Origin of the sequence: Acinetobacter sp. ANC 4178 (assembly GCF_004331175.1) — a bacterium.
Lineage (GTDB): Bacteria > Pseudomonadota > Gammaproteobacteria > Pseudomonadales > Moraxellaceae > Acinetobacter.
This window is the reverse complement of sequence record NZ_SJOD01000001.1, coordinates 80,423-96,652: the sequence shown is the minus strand read 5'-3', so window position 1 is coordinate 96,652 and position 16,230 is coordinate 80,423. Positions and strand designations below refer to the sequence as shown.

Below are 16,230 nucleotides of genomic sequence, written 5' to 3'. Positions count from 1 at the left end.
ATATACTTCATTCCTATGCTGAAATTTTAAAAATTTAAGTCAAATACAGTAAACAATTATGCAAGTTAATGATTAGACTAGAGATATAAATTATCACTGAATGGGTTAAAGGTGATAATTGAACCAATAACACCTTTAGGGAAGGGTGACTTAAAGGTGCTATTGGTTCATCTTGCAACCCACTTTATTTGTGTAATCATTGAAAATGATCTAAAACTAAAAAATGATTGATAAAAATACTTAAAAAAATATGGATTAAATTATTGAGCATTCAATGTTTTTTATAATCTGTATTTTAATTATATCTTATTGATTTTGCTGAATACGTAATTCTGTAATCTATTGATTTAAAAGATGAATAATCATTCTTTAACTTTGTATATAAGCCTCAAGTACCTAATTTAAGGGATGTCAGACAGAATCATCTCGTATTAAAATGATCGGGTCTATTCAACTCGGACGGAGTTATGAATATTTCTGAAACAATAACAGATTATAAGAAGCTATTACCTGAACATCAGAACCAATATCTAGAACAGCTTTTAGCATTTGACCGTATTATTTTTCCAGATACCTGTAAGCAAGAACTGCATAATTTTATGCATGATTCTGATGCGATATCGGTGCAAGTTGTAGAATATTTTGATGGTGTTCGTTTAATTGGGTATAACAGTATTCTTATCTTAAAACTGAATATTCGTGAAAAGAATATTTTTGTAGCGAATTCTCGCGGTTCATTTTTACCAAACTATCAGCGAGCCAACAAAACCATTAATTCAGTCATTAAAGTGGCGGTACAACATAGTATTAAACATCCACTTTTGCCTCTGTGGATTGTAGTGACCTTAATGCAGCCTAAGGCTTATGCTTTACTTGCGTCTTGTGCACAGAACTTTTATCCACGTATTGATGTGGATACACCTCAGGACTATCTTGAAATACTTAAGTTAATTGCATTGAGAAAATCTGATGTACAAAAACGTGGGGAAGATATTTATGTACATCCTAGAGTGATCCCTGAAACAGCCTTAGATGAATCTATTCATATTCATGATCAGGCAAATCAACATATCGATTTCTTTATGCAACACACACCAGATTTCTTTGATGGAATAGGCATGATGTGTGTGAGTAAACTGAATACCAAAATGCTGACAGAAGCTGCAATATTGAGTGCGATTGAACGTGCTGCAAGCTAAGTGAACATCAGTGTTACAGAATGCCCACTTTCTTACCGATTTATGATTTTCACGTCCGCATATTCATTCAATAGCTCTGCATCTATACAATCTAACGCATCTAAAAAAGCCACATTAAATGATCCCACCGTTTGTGCTGTTTGGTAGGCCAATTGTCCTGCTACGGCAAAATGCACATGTGCTGCTAACGTTGCAGTGGTTACATCGGTTACAGCACAATAAGCCGCAATTAAGGCGCCTAGGGCACAACCTGTTGCAGTTACACGAGGTTGTAGAAAGCACCCACCATTCACTTGAATAATGCTGTTTAACGCTTTGGAGAGAATAAAGTCAGATTCTCCTGAAATGGCAATGCACTCTGCATGGTCTAACAAAGTCCAAGCTTGTGCATATACTTCAGCACTATCGAGTGTGCTATCGACTCCTTTACCTACAACCTGATTACCTGCTAGCCCACTAATTTCAGAGGCATTTCCGCGAATCACTGTCGGTTGATATTGTAATAATTCATTGGTCATTTCTGAGCGCCAAGATAAAATGTTGCCATAACCGACAGGGTCAAGTACCCAAGGAATAGAAGCTTGATGCGCGGTATTGGCAGAAATTTGCATTGCCTGCATTTGTTCAGTTGTTGGTGTACCTAAATTAATACTGAGTGCACTACTAATTCGGGTAAAACTTTCTGCTTCAAAGGGATTGTCAATCATGGCAGGTGAAGCACCACACGCGAGCAGAACATTGGCCACATAATTTGCTGCGACACTATTGGTTATACATTGCACGAGAGGTTGCGTCGCACGAAGTTGCGTGTGTGCTTCAATAATTTTCTGTAGTAACGGTGCAGTTTGATCCACTAAATTATCCTGAAGGTCAAATATTGGCTGGTTTGAAAGTGTAGACATGATGTTCACCATTCACCGTGTGAAATAGTGGTCCTGATGCTTACAATGTCGACAAAATAACGACACGTATTCTTCGGCATCATAGTCAACGGCTAAGTCGTTGGAACCACAATACATACAGCGTTTGACTGAATAGAAGTTTAAACGCGGTTCAATTTTCTTCCACGAACGCCAAACAGGTTGAAAGAAAATACGCTCATCATAACCGAGAAATTTAAAAAATAGGATCTCACTCATTTTACTGAGCGGCATAGTTGGTAAACGAGGCAGTGTAGAAGTTTCCCATTTTTCTGCGAGGGATCGTTCTCGATACTGCTGAACAGTTTTTTTGAGTAAGTTAGTATTCAAAAAGTTATCATTGCGCGGCTTAAGCGCTTTTTGTTCATACAGATACTCCAATGCAGTTTGGATGAGATAATAAATCTGACCCACCGCGAGGGTCTCCATTAAACGATAACAAAAGGTTTGAAAGCTCTGATTTCCTGCAATTTGGATGCCCCAAGATTTACAGTAAAATTGCATAAACTGAACGATTTCTTGATACAAGATTAAGTACAAGGTGTTTTTAACTTCTTCTGCATCTTTAAATGGAATACCGAGTTTTAAATTTTCATAAAACCAATGTCTGAGTTGTTGGGTAATACTGAATAAACTTGGTTCTGTATAACCTTCTAGCCTGACATTGACATAATATTCATGCGCTTCTTCGGCAAAATCTTTGGCAATTAAAATTTGCTCTTTGAGCAATTGCTTGAGCAAGGTACTTTGAAAATAATAATTGGGGGTAATCGGTTGATATTTAATTTTTTCCCAGTGAATGAATTCATCATGTACGGAATATTCCTGAATCTGATTATCCAGAATACTGAGTAAAAATAATTTATGAAGAAAACTCAGTTGGCTGAGTTCCAGCTCTACGACGTCTTTCTTTTTGAGTTTTCGTTGCTCTTGTAAGCGCGTTTCTTGCAGTAGTTTTTTACGTTTTGAAGCACAACTGTCACAGTGGCACGTAAATTTATCCGATTGGTACACCCGATGTGTACAGTGGCTGCATTCATGAAATTGTACATCTTGATCATACTGCTCAGCTTCTACCCAATACATTGCTGCCTGACAAAGCGGACAAGTTGTGCTTTCATCCAGTTGTTTTTGCAGAATTTGGAGCAGCATGGTTAGTCATCGAATAATTGAATCAGTAGCTAAGATTATACACCGTTTAGGTGTTGTTCTGAGCTGAACTGTTAAGCATTTATGCAAAGCTGTGCTGATGTTTTGCAAATTAAAAAGAGCTACAGCTTTGAGTAGCTCTTTATTTGTGAGTGGCTAGAAAGAATTTAATAGGCTGCTGGGCAAGGCAGTGTTTCGTCATCTTCTCCGAGTTGTTTGGCATAAATTAAGGCTTTGACTTTTTTAGAAGGAATTTTTTTGCTTCCTAAAGCATCATACTGATTTAAAATGCTGCTGACTTCTTGCGCTTGCATTTGAATACCTTCACAACACATAAATGTAGCAATCACCTTATGATCGATTCCTGCTGCGTGTAAGGTTTGCATGACTTTAATATTTTCCGTACGGATTAAGTGTTCTTTGATATACATCTTGCACCTCGTTTTTATTTTGCTCATTTTATAGTGCGCTTTGCACATCTATTTACAAGCAAAAAACGTGCACAAATTGTAGTCAGTTTGAAAAATAAGTCATAAAAATGTCACGCTCGGCCGTGTTAGGAAACGATATGTAAATAACATGAGGGCAACAGAATTAAATGCATTGTAATTTATGGGGCGATGAGTGTCTGATTCATTTTTTTGTTTTTTTCATCTGCCAGATAGTTTTGATAAGACCTCACTACACCTGATTGCCTCGCGGTATACATCACTGCGTAAATCCGTACACCTTGCAGAATAATTTTATATTGTCCTGTATTGCGTTGGGAATTACGTTCGTTAAAAAAACTGCTGTTCATAGGGATGATCTTCTACCATTTCAATATTTTCAGTTTTTATAATGCAAAGAAATAGGTTTAAAAAAATCGAAAATACATCAGTTTTATTGTTTCTAAGTTTTACGCTGGAGCAACCAAAACAAAATGATGTTGTTGACTGACTTTAGACATTCCATGTATTCAAGAGTTGGCGCGGCAATTGCAACGGATGTGAAACTTGACATGATGATGCTGTAAAACAAGTGTTGTATTTTCATTTTTAGCCGACATACTCATAGAGGAGGAATAAAGCGTATAAATAAAATACATCTCCTTAAAATTATGCACAATCATGATTGAAATGCAGAAAATAAACACCCATATTGAATGATAAATAAGGGCAAAGATACTTGTGCTGTGTTGAATGATTTTACGCAATACAAAAGTCGATGCTAAAAAGACAAATAGGAAATGATATGAACATTGCGGCAAATCCAGTGGTAGAAGCAGACCAAACTGTATATTTAAAAGACTATCAAAAACCTGCATTTCTGGTTGATTCGATCAATTTAGATATTCAGGTGTATGCAGAATATACCCAAGTGAATGCCAATTTGGTCATGAAGCGCCAGACTGAAGGTGATTTGGTCTTATTGGGGCGTGATTTAGAGCTAAAGTCTATAAGCTTAAATGGTCAGGTTTTAAATGCGGGCGATTACACTTTAGACAGTGAGCAGCTTGTTATTCATCATGCACCAAATGAAGTCATTTTAGAAACATCCGTGGTCATTCATCCCGAATCAAATACGCAGCTTGAAGGTTTATACCAAGCAGCATCAGATTTGTATGTAACGCAAAATGAACCAGAAGGTTTCCGTAAAATCACATTCTATCCAGACCGTCCTGATGTTTTGGCTGTATTTACGACACGTGTAGAAGCCGATAAAAAATATCCAGTGCTTTTGGCGAATGGTAATTTGCTTGAAACAGGTTTAGTGGGTGAAGATCGTCATTTTGCGATTTGGCAAGATCCAACCAAAAAACCAAGCTATCTTTTTGCTTGTGTGATTGGTGATTTAGCTGTTTTGAAAGATCGTTACACGACTTCTGAAGGACGTGATGTGGCTTTGGAAATTTATGCTGAAGAAAAAGATATTCCGAAATGTCATATTGCGATGGAAGCCTTAAAACATTCGATGCGTTGGGACGAAGAACACTATGGTCGTCCATATGATCTAGACAATTATATGATTGTCGCCACCAGTGCGTTCAACATGGGTGCAATGGAAAATAAAGGTTTAAATATCTTTAATACCTCATGTGTACTGGCCGATGAAGAATACACCACGGATGCTGCAATTATGCGTGTGCAATCGGTGATTGCGCATGAATACTTCCATAACTGGACAGGTAACCGAATTACTTGTCGAGACTGGTTCCAATTATGTTTAAAAGAAGGCTTAACGGTTTTCCGTGATCAATCTTTCTCAGAAGATTTACAGTCTGCTGCGGTTCAACGGATTGATGATGTTGCGGTACTCAAAGCACATCAATTCCCTGAAGATTCAGGTCCATTATCACATCCACCACGTCCTGACCATTTTGTAGAAATTAATAACTTTTACACAGCTACTGTATATGAGAAAGGTGCGGAAATTAACCGCATGATGGCAACTTTATTAGGAAAAGAAAAATTCCGTAAAGGTACGGATGAATATTTCCGCCGTCACGACGGGCAAGCTGTAACGGTTGAAGATTGGGTTGCTGCCTTAACTGCGGGTTCAGGTGTTGATTTGTCGAATTTCCTGACTTGGTATAACCAACCGGGTACGCCTAAACTTGAAGCGACAGGTGAGTACGATGTTGCTACACAAACCTATCGTTTGAGTTTTAAACAAAGCCTGAAGTCTCATGCGAAATACCCGAATTTAAAAGCAGTTCCAATTCCTGTGGCACTGGCATTATTTAACGCAGAAACAGGCGAGCAATATACCCTGCAATCTGATGCATTATTCGAAAATGGTGTGAAAGATGGTGTGTATTTGTTCGATCAAGACCAAGCCAGTATTGTCTTTACGAATGTAACAGCCAAACCAGTTGTGTCTTTACTACGTAACTTCTCTGCACCTGTAAATCTTGAATTCAACTATTCAGATGAAGAATTGGCGTTCTTGATTCAATATGAAACCAATGGCTTTAACCAATGGCAGGCAACACAAACCTTGTTAGAGCGTGTGTTATTGAATGATCATGATGCAGCAATTTATGTACAAGCCATTAAAAATACTTTGCCGGCTCTAGTTGAAAAAGATCCTTTACTGGCGTCACGTTTGTTTGATGTGCCAAGTGAAGGGTATTTGGGTAGTCGTATTGATGAGAACTATAATCCCGCTGTAATTCAAGAAAAGCGTAATGCGTTGTTAAATACCTTGGCACGTGAATTAGGTTCTTTCTGTAAAGAAACATATTTGGCTTTAGACCCTGACTTGCAAAAAGATTTTTCACAAGCAATGGGTGTGCGTGCATTGAAAAACATCATGTTGATGATGTTGGCACGACAAGGCGATGCCGAAGCATTTGACTTGGCATATAGCCAATATAGCAACACACGTAATATGTCAGAGCGCTTAGGGGCTTTACGTGTTTTAGTTTGGAATGATGCACCACAAGCTCAACCAGTACTTGAAGACTTTTATGCACGCTTTAAAGATGAAGCACTTTCTCTAGATCAGTGGTTTATGGTGCAAGCATCACATCCAAATGCAACGGCGGAAAGTATTCAAACTTTGATTAATCATCCAGATTATGATTTGGGAGTACCAAACCGAATTCGAGCTGTGAGTGGTGGTTTGAACAGTAATCCTGTGAATACTTGGAGCTTTGGCGTAGAGCACTTTGTAAATTTGGCCAAGTATTTAGATGAAAAAAATCCAATTTTGGGTTCACGTTTATTACAGGTTTTATCTCGTTGGTATACTTTGGCTGAACCACAACGTTCAGATGTGTTGGCATCTTTGGAAGCCTTAAAGCCGCAAGTGAAATCTAAGAACGTGGTGGAAACTTTAAACAGTATGCTGAGCATCTGATAAAAAAACTCTAGAGTTTAAGCATGTTCAGGCTATTTTCCAGTCATGGGAAATAGCCTTTTTATTGGCTTTATTGAAATTAAAAATACAAACACTGAATAAATGTAGCGATATAAGATATTTATTTACTTGAACTTTTTCTTCTGGAAAATAATTGAAAAAGACATTTAGATAACTTTGTCATAAAAAATGATCAATTAAATATTTCTTCTACATATTTTCTTCATAATTCATTAACTTTCTGTTACATTTCGCCAGATTTCTTTAAAAGAGTAATAAAAATGAATAAATTATTAGTTGCCTCTATGATTTCTGCAACAATGTTGATGACAGGTTGTGCAAGTATTATTAAGGGGTCGACTCAAACACTAACGTTTACCAGCGTTCCAGATTCAGCCAAAATTGAAATTAAAAACCGTGCAGGGCAAAGTGTACATGTAGGACAAACACCTACCACAGTTAGCTTGAAAAAGGGTGCAGGTTATTTCAAACCAGAAGAATACCAAATTACTTTTAGTAAAGATGGGTTTACGCCAAAAACAGTGACAGTAAAAGGCACAGTTAGTGGCTGGTATTTTGGTAATATTATTTTTGGTGGACTAATTGGTTTACTGGCGGTAGATCCAGCGACAGGTGCAATGTACAGCTTCACACCAGAGGATATTAATGCAGTATTAGATGCTAATAATACTGAGAAAATGCCTAAAAATGACAAAGCCCTAGCAGTGCTATTGACAGATCAAGTACCTGAAGATGTCATGGCACGTGCGATTCAAATTAAAAAGTAATAACGTTGCTTTTAATGACTTAAGTTCGGCATTTGGTTGTATATGCAAAACATAAAAAATCCCTCGAAAACGAGGGATTTTTTATGTTCTTTAAACTTTTACAATCAGAACTGGAATAGGAGATTGAGTAAGTACGGCTTGCGCAACACTACCTAGCATCATCTTTTTGAAACCAGTACGACCATGTGAGCCCATAATAATTAAGTCAGCGCTGACTTCATCGGCAATTTGAATAATGCCATCTGCTGCAGAAACACCACGAATAACTTTGGTATCAACCTCAATTCCATCCCGAGTGAAGGATTGTTTAATATCTGCTAGGCGTGTTTGGGCATTCTCTTCCGCTTGCATAAAATAATCTGTAATGGCAGGAGCAACTTTATAAAAGTCGACACCGACAAAAGGATCTACAGCAACTACACACATGACAGTGACACGACAATTGAATAGTTTGGCTAAAGAAAGTGCTTGCTCGACAGCAGTATATGAGATTGGAGATTCATCGACAGGGACTAGAATATGTTGATAAGTCATGAGAGCACACCTTCGATTATTATAAAAACTTGGCTTTGTGTATTAGAAAGTTTTAGAAAGCATCCACCAAAGATACTTCAATGAGCACCCACGTGAAAGTAGGTGCTGAATTTGTAGATTTATTCTTTCACAATTAAAACAGGCAGATGCGTACCACGAAGCACATCCTGCGCGAAGCTACCCAGTAGAAACTTTTGGAAGCCCTTGCGGCCATGTGAACCCATCACAATTAAATCAGATTTTTTCTCTTCGGCAGCTTGAACTACACCTTCAGCAGAAACTTGCCCTTTAATGATTTGTGTTGTTGGCTCTACACCTTCTTCTTGAGCAAAAACAGTGGCTTCTTTTAGAGCTTTTTCAGCATTGGCATACGCTTGCACAAAGTATTCTTTCATAATTGCAGAAGAATAGTAAAAGTCGACTTCTGTAAAAGGATCTTCTGCAACAAGGCTAATCAAAGTCAATTCGCTGCCAAATGCTTTCGCAATAATCGCGGCTTGTTTAACTGCGGAGAATGAAATTGCAGAGCCGTCTACTGGAACTAAAATATGTTGGTAAGACATCGGATTTACTCCTGTTGTTTATCATTATTGCTACTTATTTATAGATAGCACATAGTCGTATTGTGATCAATTTATAAAGTGAAAAAACAGCGTAAATTCATTCAATTAATTAGAAATTTTTAATGTTCTAAAAAGCTAAAAAGTTGAGTATTTTTATCGGATTTATCATGAAAGCTTGTAATCAAAATAGAAAGTTTTTCCTTTTTTTATGAGAGAGCTTTGTTTTTCGCTAAAATACGCCTGTTGAAAAAGGTTCTTTAAAACACATCATTATGAAAATATTTAAAAACTGTGGAATTGCTCATGTATAAAAAGACAATTTTTATCATTTTAAGCTGTATTTTGGTGCTATTAACGGCATGTCAAAATACTCAAAAAAGTAGCAAAGTGATTGCGCGAAGTTTTAACACGGCCACAGAAATACAGAAAAGAATGTTGGATAAACATGCACCTAACAATGTATTGATTCATTCAAATATTGAATATTCAAAAAATCCAAAATTAGGACTCGATTTATATCAACCTGAAAATATAGAAGAGCTTGGTTTAAGACCAACAATTGTTTGGATTCATGGTGGGGGATGGATTTCAGGTTCTAAAGAAAATGCGCGTGGGTACTTTAAATTGCTTGCAGCACAAGGCTTTAATGTCATATCAGTAGAGTATCAATTTGCACCGAAGGTGATCTACCCCAATCAATTATTACAAATTAACCAAGCACTAAAGTTCATCAATAAGCATGCTAAAGATTATCAGATCGATGCCAATCAACTTTATATGGCAGGTGATTCGGCAGGTGCTAATTTAGCAAGTCACTACGCAGCGTTGCTTACAAATCCGCAATTTGCCCAAGAATCAAATTTTGTACCTGCGATCCAACCGCAACAGTTGAAAGGATTAATTCTGCATTGTGGTATTTACGATATAGCCTCTTTTGTGGCCACAGCACCTAATGAGCATAAAATTGTAGAATGGGGGATTTATAGCCTCGTTAAGGCATACACAGGGGAGCGTAAGGACGATGCGGCCTTCTTAAATGAAATATCGTCAATAAAGCATCTAACTGCAAACTATCCTCCCGTATTTATTAGTGGTGGTCATAAGGACTTTTTAACAGCGACTCAATCTGTTCCTTTCGTTGCCGCATTAAAGCAGCATGAAATTCCTGTAACTGCCGTGTTCTATCCTGAGAGTAAAGAGCCGTTAATTCATGAGTATCAATTTTTTATGGGGTTAAAAGCCAGCCAGCAAACTTTTGATGAAACGATTTCTTTTGTACAGAAATTCAGTGGTTTAGATTCAGAATCATAGAAAAATCATATAACAAGCAACGATGAACTGTTAAGCTTCATCCAGAAAATTTGGAGAGGTAACACAAGCATGAATGTCCTACTGTTAGCTTATGCTATGTTGGCTTTGGCAATTGTTTCTGAAGTGACTGGCTCTGCATTTTTAGTGAAATCGGAAGGTTTTACAAAATTAGGACCAAGCCTGTTGGTGGTTGTGTTTTATGTCATTTCTTTTTATTTATTATCGCAAGTGATTAAAACTATTCCCTTGGGAATTGCATATGCAATTTGGGGCGGTGTGGGTATTGTATTAACGGCTTTGGTTGGTTTTTTTGTATTTAAACAAACTTTGGATTTACCAGCTTTAATTGGAATCGGCATGATTGTGGGTGGTGTAATTGTCATGAATGTCTTTTCAAACTCGATTGGGCATTGATATAAAGCGGTGAAAAAAGCATACAGAATCTGTATGCTTTTTTTATTAGGCAGAGCTTATTTTTTGATGTTCAATTTCATAATAAATGCAACGGCAAAACCAAATAGCAGTCCCCAAAATGCAGAACCAATGCCAAAAAACTGCACGCCTGAAGCACTGAATAAAAAAGTCATGAGCGCAGCTTCTCGGTCAGAAACATCATGAAAGGCCAGTGCAATGTTATGGCTGATGGTGCCGAATAAGGCTATTCCAGCTAAAGTCACAATAAAAATATGGGGAAAAGACATTAAAAGGCTAGTCAGTGTTGCTGCAAATAACCCCATTAAGACATAGAAAAAACCACAACTGATACCTGCAATATAGCGCTTACTTGGGTCTGGGTGTACTTGATCATCTAAGCTGACTGCGGCACTAATCGCTGCAATATTGACACTATAACAACCAAAAGGTGCCAGTACAGTTTGAATCAGTCCTGTCCCGCCAATCAATTGATTGACATGTGGTTGATAACCATAACTTTTGATCATGGCAATGCCTGGTAAATATTGCGAAGCCATGTTAATCACAAACAGGGGAAGTGCAAGACCTAAAATTGCCGACCACGTAAAGTCAGGTGTCATCCAGACTGGTTTAGCCATACTCCATGTAACAGTAGGGGTATGAAAGTCTAAAAACACGGGGCATAAAGCAATCGCCGCAATCACAGTTAATACAATGCTGTAACGCGGAGTAAGTTTTTTTGCAACGATATAAACTGCTAATAAGGAAAGAATAAATCCCCAATCCGTTTTAAGACTGGCAAAGAGTTCGATGCCAAATTTTAATAAGACACCTGCCAACATTGCGCTGGTCAGGCTTTGAGGAATAAGCGTTAGAATTTTTTCAAAAATGCCTAAATAACCTAAAACCGCAGTAATTAAACCACAAACCAGAAAAGCACCGATGGCTTCGTTTAAGTTATAACCACTGCCTGTGGCAATGATGAGAGCTAGGCCCGCGGTAGACCACGCAGTCGACACTGGATATTTTAGTTTCCATGATAGAAACATGCCCACCAGACCAATACCAAGCCCTAAAGCCCAAAACCATGAGGTAATTTGTTCGGTACTTGCACCTAAAATTTGAGCTGCTTGAATGACCAACACCGCAGATACACTGATCCCAATTAAAAACGTAATGAAACCAGCGAAGACTGCGGGAATAGAAAAATCTTGAATGAGTTTTTGCATGTATCCGTACTTATTCTATTTTGACCAAAGGTTTAAATGTAAGTCTTGCATCATACGCTTAAGCCATATTTTGGAAAAGTGAATATCCAAAAATTAAACGATATTTCACGTTTTAAAGATATTTATTGAAATTTATTCAACTATACGGTTGAAAATGCCAATTTCATACCGAAGCCTAAAAAAGCAAAGCCAACGATTGCCACGGCAACTGAAGTTAGGCGATAACGCTGATTGAAAAATGCAGCAAAACGTACGCCAGAAAAAATCAGCATGCTTAAATAAAGCATGCTAATGATTTGTAAAATAATTGACATTAGGGTAAAGCTAATTGCTGGGTATGCATAGTTCGGATCGACAAATTGCACGAAGAAAGACAGATAAAATAAAATCGCTTTAGGATTGAGGATGCTGATTGTTAATGCAGTACGATAGGGTTGGGCCTCTTTATAAGTGATGCTTTTGTTTGAGCTTTCCAAGGATTGGGCTGTGGTCCCTTGCCAAGTGCGAATACTGGCAATGATGAGCCAGCTACCCAAATAGGATAAATACGCTGCACCAACCACTTTTAAAATGATAAATAGCCATGGGAAACTATGTAATAAAGAAGCAGCACCGAAGATGGTGCAAAGTATGAGAATCAGATCGCCAGTAAAAACGCCTAAAGCTGCAAGATAGCCAATACGTGTTCCGAAGCGCGAGGCAATGGACATGACATATAACGAATTTGGACCTGGAAGAATAACAATTAAAATTGTTCCAATAATATAGGTACTAAGATCCGTAATGCCAAACACAATATACTCATTATAAAAAGCTCATTTTGTTATTGTAACAAAATGAGCTCAAGATTTGCGCACTTATGGTGCATAATTTTAAGCTTGAATTTCAGCATCCAAACCGAATGATTGACGCAATAAGGTGCTGAGTTGTTCACGTGCTTTAATAAAGCCATCAATACCGCCTTGCAGCAATTGGAAAGCCATGAGATCGTGTTCTAACTGGTCTTTAAAAGTTGCTTTATCAAGAACGATTGCCTGTTCAGAGCTCTTTGCAATTTGGTTCGGATTGAGCTGAAGTTGTACTTCACGTGTATCGAGTTCTAATTCAGCCAATAAACCAGGTGCTACGGTTAATAAGTCACAGCCTGCTAAACCGAGTACTTGATCAATACTACGGAAACTTGCACCCATAATTTCAGTTTGAATTTGGTGCTGTTTGTAATATTGATAAATTTGCTTCACAGAGAGTACACCAGGATCTTTCTCAATAGGATAGCTTTGTACATTTTCAGCTTTTTTGTACCAATCCAAAATACGACCAACAAATGGTGAAATTAAGGTTACTTTGGCATTGGCACAGGCTTGAGCTTGATGTAAACCAAACAGAAGTGTGAGGTTACAGTGAATACCTTCAGCTTCAAGTGCTTGAGCAGCTTGAATCCCTTCCCAAGTAGATGCGATTTTAATCAGAATTCTGTTTTGATCAATACCATAAGCTTTATAAAGCGCTAAAAGCTCTTTGGCTTTAGCGATGGTTGCTTCAGTATCATAAGACAATGACGCATCAACTTCTGTTGAAACTCGACCTTCAATTAGTTTAAGAATTTCTACACCAAATTTTACGGTAAGAATATCAATGGTACGTTCAATCAATTCGTCAGAAGTGTAGCCTTCTTGCTTTGCTTGATCATACGCAGCTTCAATTAAAATTTTATTTTCTGGTTGATTGGCTGCAGCCGTGATTAGAGAAGGATTGGTTGTTGCATCGAGTGGACGAAATTTTTCAATTGCAGCTAAGTCACTACTATCAGCAACGATGGTTGTCATCTTTTTTAATTGGTTTAACGCATTCTGTGTCATTGAGATCTATTTCTTAAAAGTTGTACCCGTCATTTAGTTATACCACAAACTTTGCCTAGCCCAAGCAAAATCAGGGTTCGAGCTTCGCTAATTCGTATTTTTTTTGCTGTTTCGAATATGATCAATCAAAAAACGAGCAGCCGCACCCAGTTGACTTTCTCGACTCCAAACTAAATCGACAGAATATTCAAATTTGGGTGAGAAATCTTGAAAACTTAGGATTTTTAATTGTTGTTGCAATGATTGATTTTCATTGAGCATTTCATAAGGGAGTACGCCCCAACCTAAGTTTTGTAAAATCATGGCACAGGAGGAATGATGATTGTCTGTACGCCAATAATTTTTAGAAAAAAGTAGTTCTGGTTTTAAGCTGCGGTCACGGCTTGCGACAACAATTTGTCGACTTTGCAGTAATTGTTCATAACTTATTTTTTCATGTTGGGCGAGAGGGTGTTGTTTTGCCGCCACAGCAATCAATGTTTCCCGTTTTAACTCTACAAATTGTTCGCCACTTTGTAATTGTTCACGCTCAAACATCAGTGCTAATTGTGCAGATTGATCAAGCAACATTTGCAGTGCATCTTCTTGTGGTGCCGAAAAAATATTGATTTGAAGTTCAGGGAAACGTTGTTCTAGAAGCACAATGTAGTCCGTCCAATGCGTATGGAGTAATTCAGAAACCACCACAATATTCAAATTTGATTCCAGACCTTGTGCTAAGGCAAAGGCATGTTGTTTCCATTGATTCATTTCAATGAGAAGTTGTTGAGTTTTCTCATATAACGTCATGGCTTGCGCAGTTGGAATGGGTTCACGCCCTTGACGGGTAAAAAGCGTTAAATCCAGATCAATTTCAAGATTTGCAATAGACATACTAATGGCGGAAGGGACTTTACCGAGTTTTCTTGCAGCTGCGGAAAAAGAACCCGTTTCTATTACAGTTTGGAAAATAATCAGTTGATCATGGTTAATATTCATTGGCGTATTTTTTGCTTAAGTTACTAAAAAAAGTTCCAAGATAGACCTTTCAATAAAACTGAAAGAATCTAACTCGATTAATCAATATAATAAAAATAAAATAGCAAACATCGAAAACAAAGAGTAGTTTTAAATGTTGATTTCCAAGAGAAGGATTGTTCATGCGTTGAGCTATGAGATTATCCTGTTGGTCATCATTGCCATCGCATTAAGTTTAATTTTTAATATGCCAATGGAAGTTACAGGAAGCCTAGGTATTGTTATGGCGGTCACTTCTGTATTTTGGAATATGATTTTTAATCATTTTTTTGAAAAATTTGAGCAACGCCGAAAATTGCAGCGTACAGTTGCTGTTCGTATTATGCATGCGATTGGATTTGAGGGTGGTTTGATGTTAGTCACCATTCCAATGGTCGCGTATGCAATGGACATGACCATTTGGCAAGCCATTTTATTAGATTTTAGTTTGACCATGTGTATTTTGGTTTATACCTTCATTTTCCAATGGTGTTATGACCATATTGAAATGCGCTTAGGATATTCTCCTGTCCAACAGTCGTGATTTTTAAAAAGCCACATTATTATGTGGCTTTTTTATGTATAGACGTTGAATCGCTTAACAGTAAACTCATTGCAAAAATAAAAATATTGCATTATTTCGATTGTTTGACGATGGATAATAATTGATACATCTGGAGTCGGATATCAGATAGATTAAATAACTTTGTAATCATATCTCAAATGCGGTTTTAGTCTTTTAAATGATCTATCCTATAATCTTTAAGAGGTCGGGTGGTATCTCAGCTTTGATTTTTAAATAAAGAGATCCTAATAACGATAAAAAGAGTATGCAGATGGATTGGACTTACTTATTACAACATTACGGTTATTTTGCAGTGATCATTGGATCCTTTTTTGAAGGTGAAACGCTACTGATGCTTGGTGCATATGCTGTTCATCAACACGTTTTACATTTTTGGCTACTTATATTTTCAGCAATGCTGGGTGGATTTATTGGTGATCAGTTGTACTACCAAATAGGTCGCCACTATGGTTATCGTTTTATTGTTCAACATCCTAAATTAAATCAGAAATTTCAACAGGCGAGTGTGTTGATTGAGCGTTATCCTACACTGTGTATTTTACTCATGCGTTTTGCTTGGGGCTTAAGAACAGTTCTTCCCATGATTATCGGGATTAAGCGCTATCCACAAATACGTTATATCATCATTAATATAGTTGCTTGTTTCCTTTGGGCATTTGTTGTGGTGAGTGTGGGTTTACAGGTTACACATTGGCTGCATCAATTTTGGCAGGGCTTCTTGCATGATGATGAGTATTCAGCATGGATTATTTTGGCAGTCATTTTTTGCATATTAATTGCAAGAGGTATTTTTATGCTGATTTCACATGTTAAAAGTCGCAAGTAATTCATGGAAAATT

Annotated in this window: 17 protein-coding genes; 7 read left to right on the top strand and 10 right to left on the bottom strand. The window is 37.4% G+C overall.

Annotated elements, in window-relative coordinates; genetic code table 11:
- Nucleotides 1–467 precede the first annotated feature (467 nt).
- Nucleotides 468–1,199 (top strand): hypothetical protein, encoded by a 732-nt coding sequence (locus E0H87_RS00465; RefSeq protein ID WP_131321394.1) that lies wholly within the window; start codon nucleotides 468–470, stop codon nucleotides 1,197–1,199.
- A gap of 32 nt (nucleotides 1,200–1,231) precedes the next feature.
- Here E0H87_RS00465 and thiM read toward each other — a convergent pair whose 3' ends face one another.
- The 4 genes from thiM to E0H87_RS00445 form a co-directional block, all read right to left on the bottom strand.
- Nucleotides 1,232–2,053 (bottom strand): hydroxyethylthiazole kinase, encoded by an 822-nt coding sequence (gene thiM, locus E0H87_RS00460; protein WP_171458331.1) that lies wholly within the window; start codon nucleotides 2,051–2,053, stop codon nucleotides 1,232–1,234.
- Between the two features lie 60 nt (nucleotides 2,054–2,113).
- The gene (locus E0H87_RS00455) at nucleotides 2,114–3,271 is read right to left on the bottom strand and encodes a hypothetical protein (protein WP_131321390.1); all 1,158 of its coding nucleotides are present in this window, start codon (nucleotides 3,269–3,271) and stop codon (nucleotides 2,114–2,116) included.
- Between the two features lie 164 nt (nucleotides 3,272–3,435).
- Entirely contained in the window at nucleotides 3,436–3,699 is a 264-nt protein-coding gene (locus tag E0H87_RS00450; RefSeq protein ID WP_131321388.1) for a hypothetical protein, read from the bottom strand.
- A gap of 179 nt (nucleotides 3,700–3,878) precedes the next feature.
- Nucleotides 3,879–4,067, bottom strand: a complete 189-nt coding sequence (locus E0H87_RS00445; protein ID WP_131321386.1) for a hypothetical protein — start codon at nucleotides 4,065–4,067, stop codon at nucleotides 3,879–3,881.
- 434 nt (nucleotides 4,068–4,501) lie between these two features.
- On the opposite strand from E0H87_RS00445, the gene pepN reads away from it, so the two are divergent.
- On the top strand, nucleotides 4,502–7,111 hold the full coding sequence (gene pepN / locus E0H87_RS00440) for an aminopeptidase N (RefSeq protein WP_131321384.1): 2,610 nt from the start codon (nucleotides 4,502–4,504) through the stop codon (nucleotides 7,109–7,111).
- A 281-nt stretch (nucleotides 7,112–7,392) separates the two neighbouring features.
- Nucleotides 7,393–7,899 (top strand): hypothetical protein, encoded by a 507-nt coding sequence (locus E0H87_RS00435; protein ID WP_131321382.1) that lies wholly within the window; start codon nucleotides 7,393–7,395, stop codon nucleotides 7,897–7,899.
- Nucleotides 7,900–7,989: 90 nt separating this feature from the next.
- Here the strand turns inward: E0H87_RS00435 and E0H87_RS00430 are convergent, their stop codons facing one another.
- Nucleotides 7,990–8,433 (bottom strand): universal stress protein, encoded by a 444-nt coding sequence (locus E0H87_RS00430; protein WP_131321380.1) that lies wholly within the window; start codon nucleotides 8,431–8,433, stop codon nucleotides 7,990–7,992.
- 119 nt (nucleotides 8,434–8,552) lie between these two features.
- Nucleotides 8,553–8,996 (bottom strand): universal stress protein, encoded by a 444-nt coding sequence (locus E0H87_RS00425; protein WP_131321378.1) that lies wholly within the window; start codon nucleotides 8,994–8,996, stop codon nucleotides 8,553–8,555.
- Nucleotides 8,997–9,299: 303 nt separating this feature from the next.
- Between E0H87_RS00425 and E0H87_RS00420 the strand changes: the two genes are divergently transcribed.
- Complete coding sequence (locus E0H87_RS00420; protein WP_131321376.1) at nucleotides 9,300–10,307, top strand: alpha/beta hydrolase; 1,008 nt, start codon at nucleotides 9,300–9,302, stop codon at nucleotides 10,305–10,307.
- Nucleotides 10,308–10,376: 69 nt separating this feature from the next.
- On the top strand, nucleotides 10,377–10,721 hold the full coding sequence (locus E0H87_RS00415) for a DMT family transporter (RefSeq protein WP_131321374.1): 345 nt from the start codon (nucleotides 10,377–10,379) through the stop codon (nucleotides 10,719–10,721).
- A gap of 56 nt (nucleotides 10,722–10,777) precedes the next feature.
- Here the strand turns inward: E0H87_RS00415 and E0H87_RS00410 are convergent, their stop codons facing one another.
- From E0H87_RS00410 to E0H87_RS00395, 4 genes are all read right to left on the bottom strand, one after another.
- Complete coding sequence (locus E0H87_RS00410; protein ID WP_131321372.1) at nucleotides 10,778–11,950, bottom strand: benzoate/H(+) symporter BenE family transporter; 1,173 nt, start codon at nucleotides 11,948–11,950, stop codon at nucleotides 10,778–10,780.
- Nucleotides 11,951–12,090: 140 nt separating this feature from the next.
- Complete coding sequence (gene leuE, locus E0H87_RS00405) at nucleotides 12,091–12,744, bottom strand: leucine efflux protein LeuE (RefSeq protein WP_131321370.1); 654 nt, start codon at nucleotides 12,742–12,744, stop codon at nucleotides 12,091–12,093.
- 78 nt (nucleotides 12,745–12,822) lie between these two features.
- A complete protein-coding gene (gene tal / locus E0H87_RS00400) occupies nucleotides 12,823–13,809 on the bottom strand; it encodes a transaldolase (protein ID WP_131321368.1) in 987 nt (328 codons plus the stop codon).
- A gap of 87 nt (nucleotides 13,810–13,896) precedes the next feature.
- Nucleotides 13,897–14,787, bottom strand: coding sequence for a LysR family transcriptional regulator (locus E0H87_RS00395; protein WP_131321366.1), 891 nt, complete (start codon nucleotides 14,785–14,787; stop codon nucleotides 13,897–13,899).
- Nucleotides 14,788–14,920: 133 nt separating this feature from the next.
- On the opposite strand from E0H87_RS00395, the gene aceI reads away from it, so the two are divergent.
- A complete protein-coding gene (gene aceI, locus E0H87_RS00390; protein ID WP_131321364.1) occupies nucleotides 14,921–15,349 on the top strand; it encodes a chlorhexidine efflux PACE transporter AceI in 429 nt (142 codons plus the stop codon).
- 292 nt (nucleotides 15,350–15,641) lie between these two features.
- Entirely contained in the window at nucleotides 15,642–16,217 is a 576-nt protein-coding gene (locus E0H87_RS00385; protein WP_131321362.1) for a DedA family protein, read from the top strand.
- Nucleotides 16,218–16,230 lie beyond the last annotated feature (13 nt).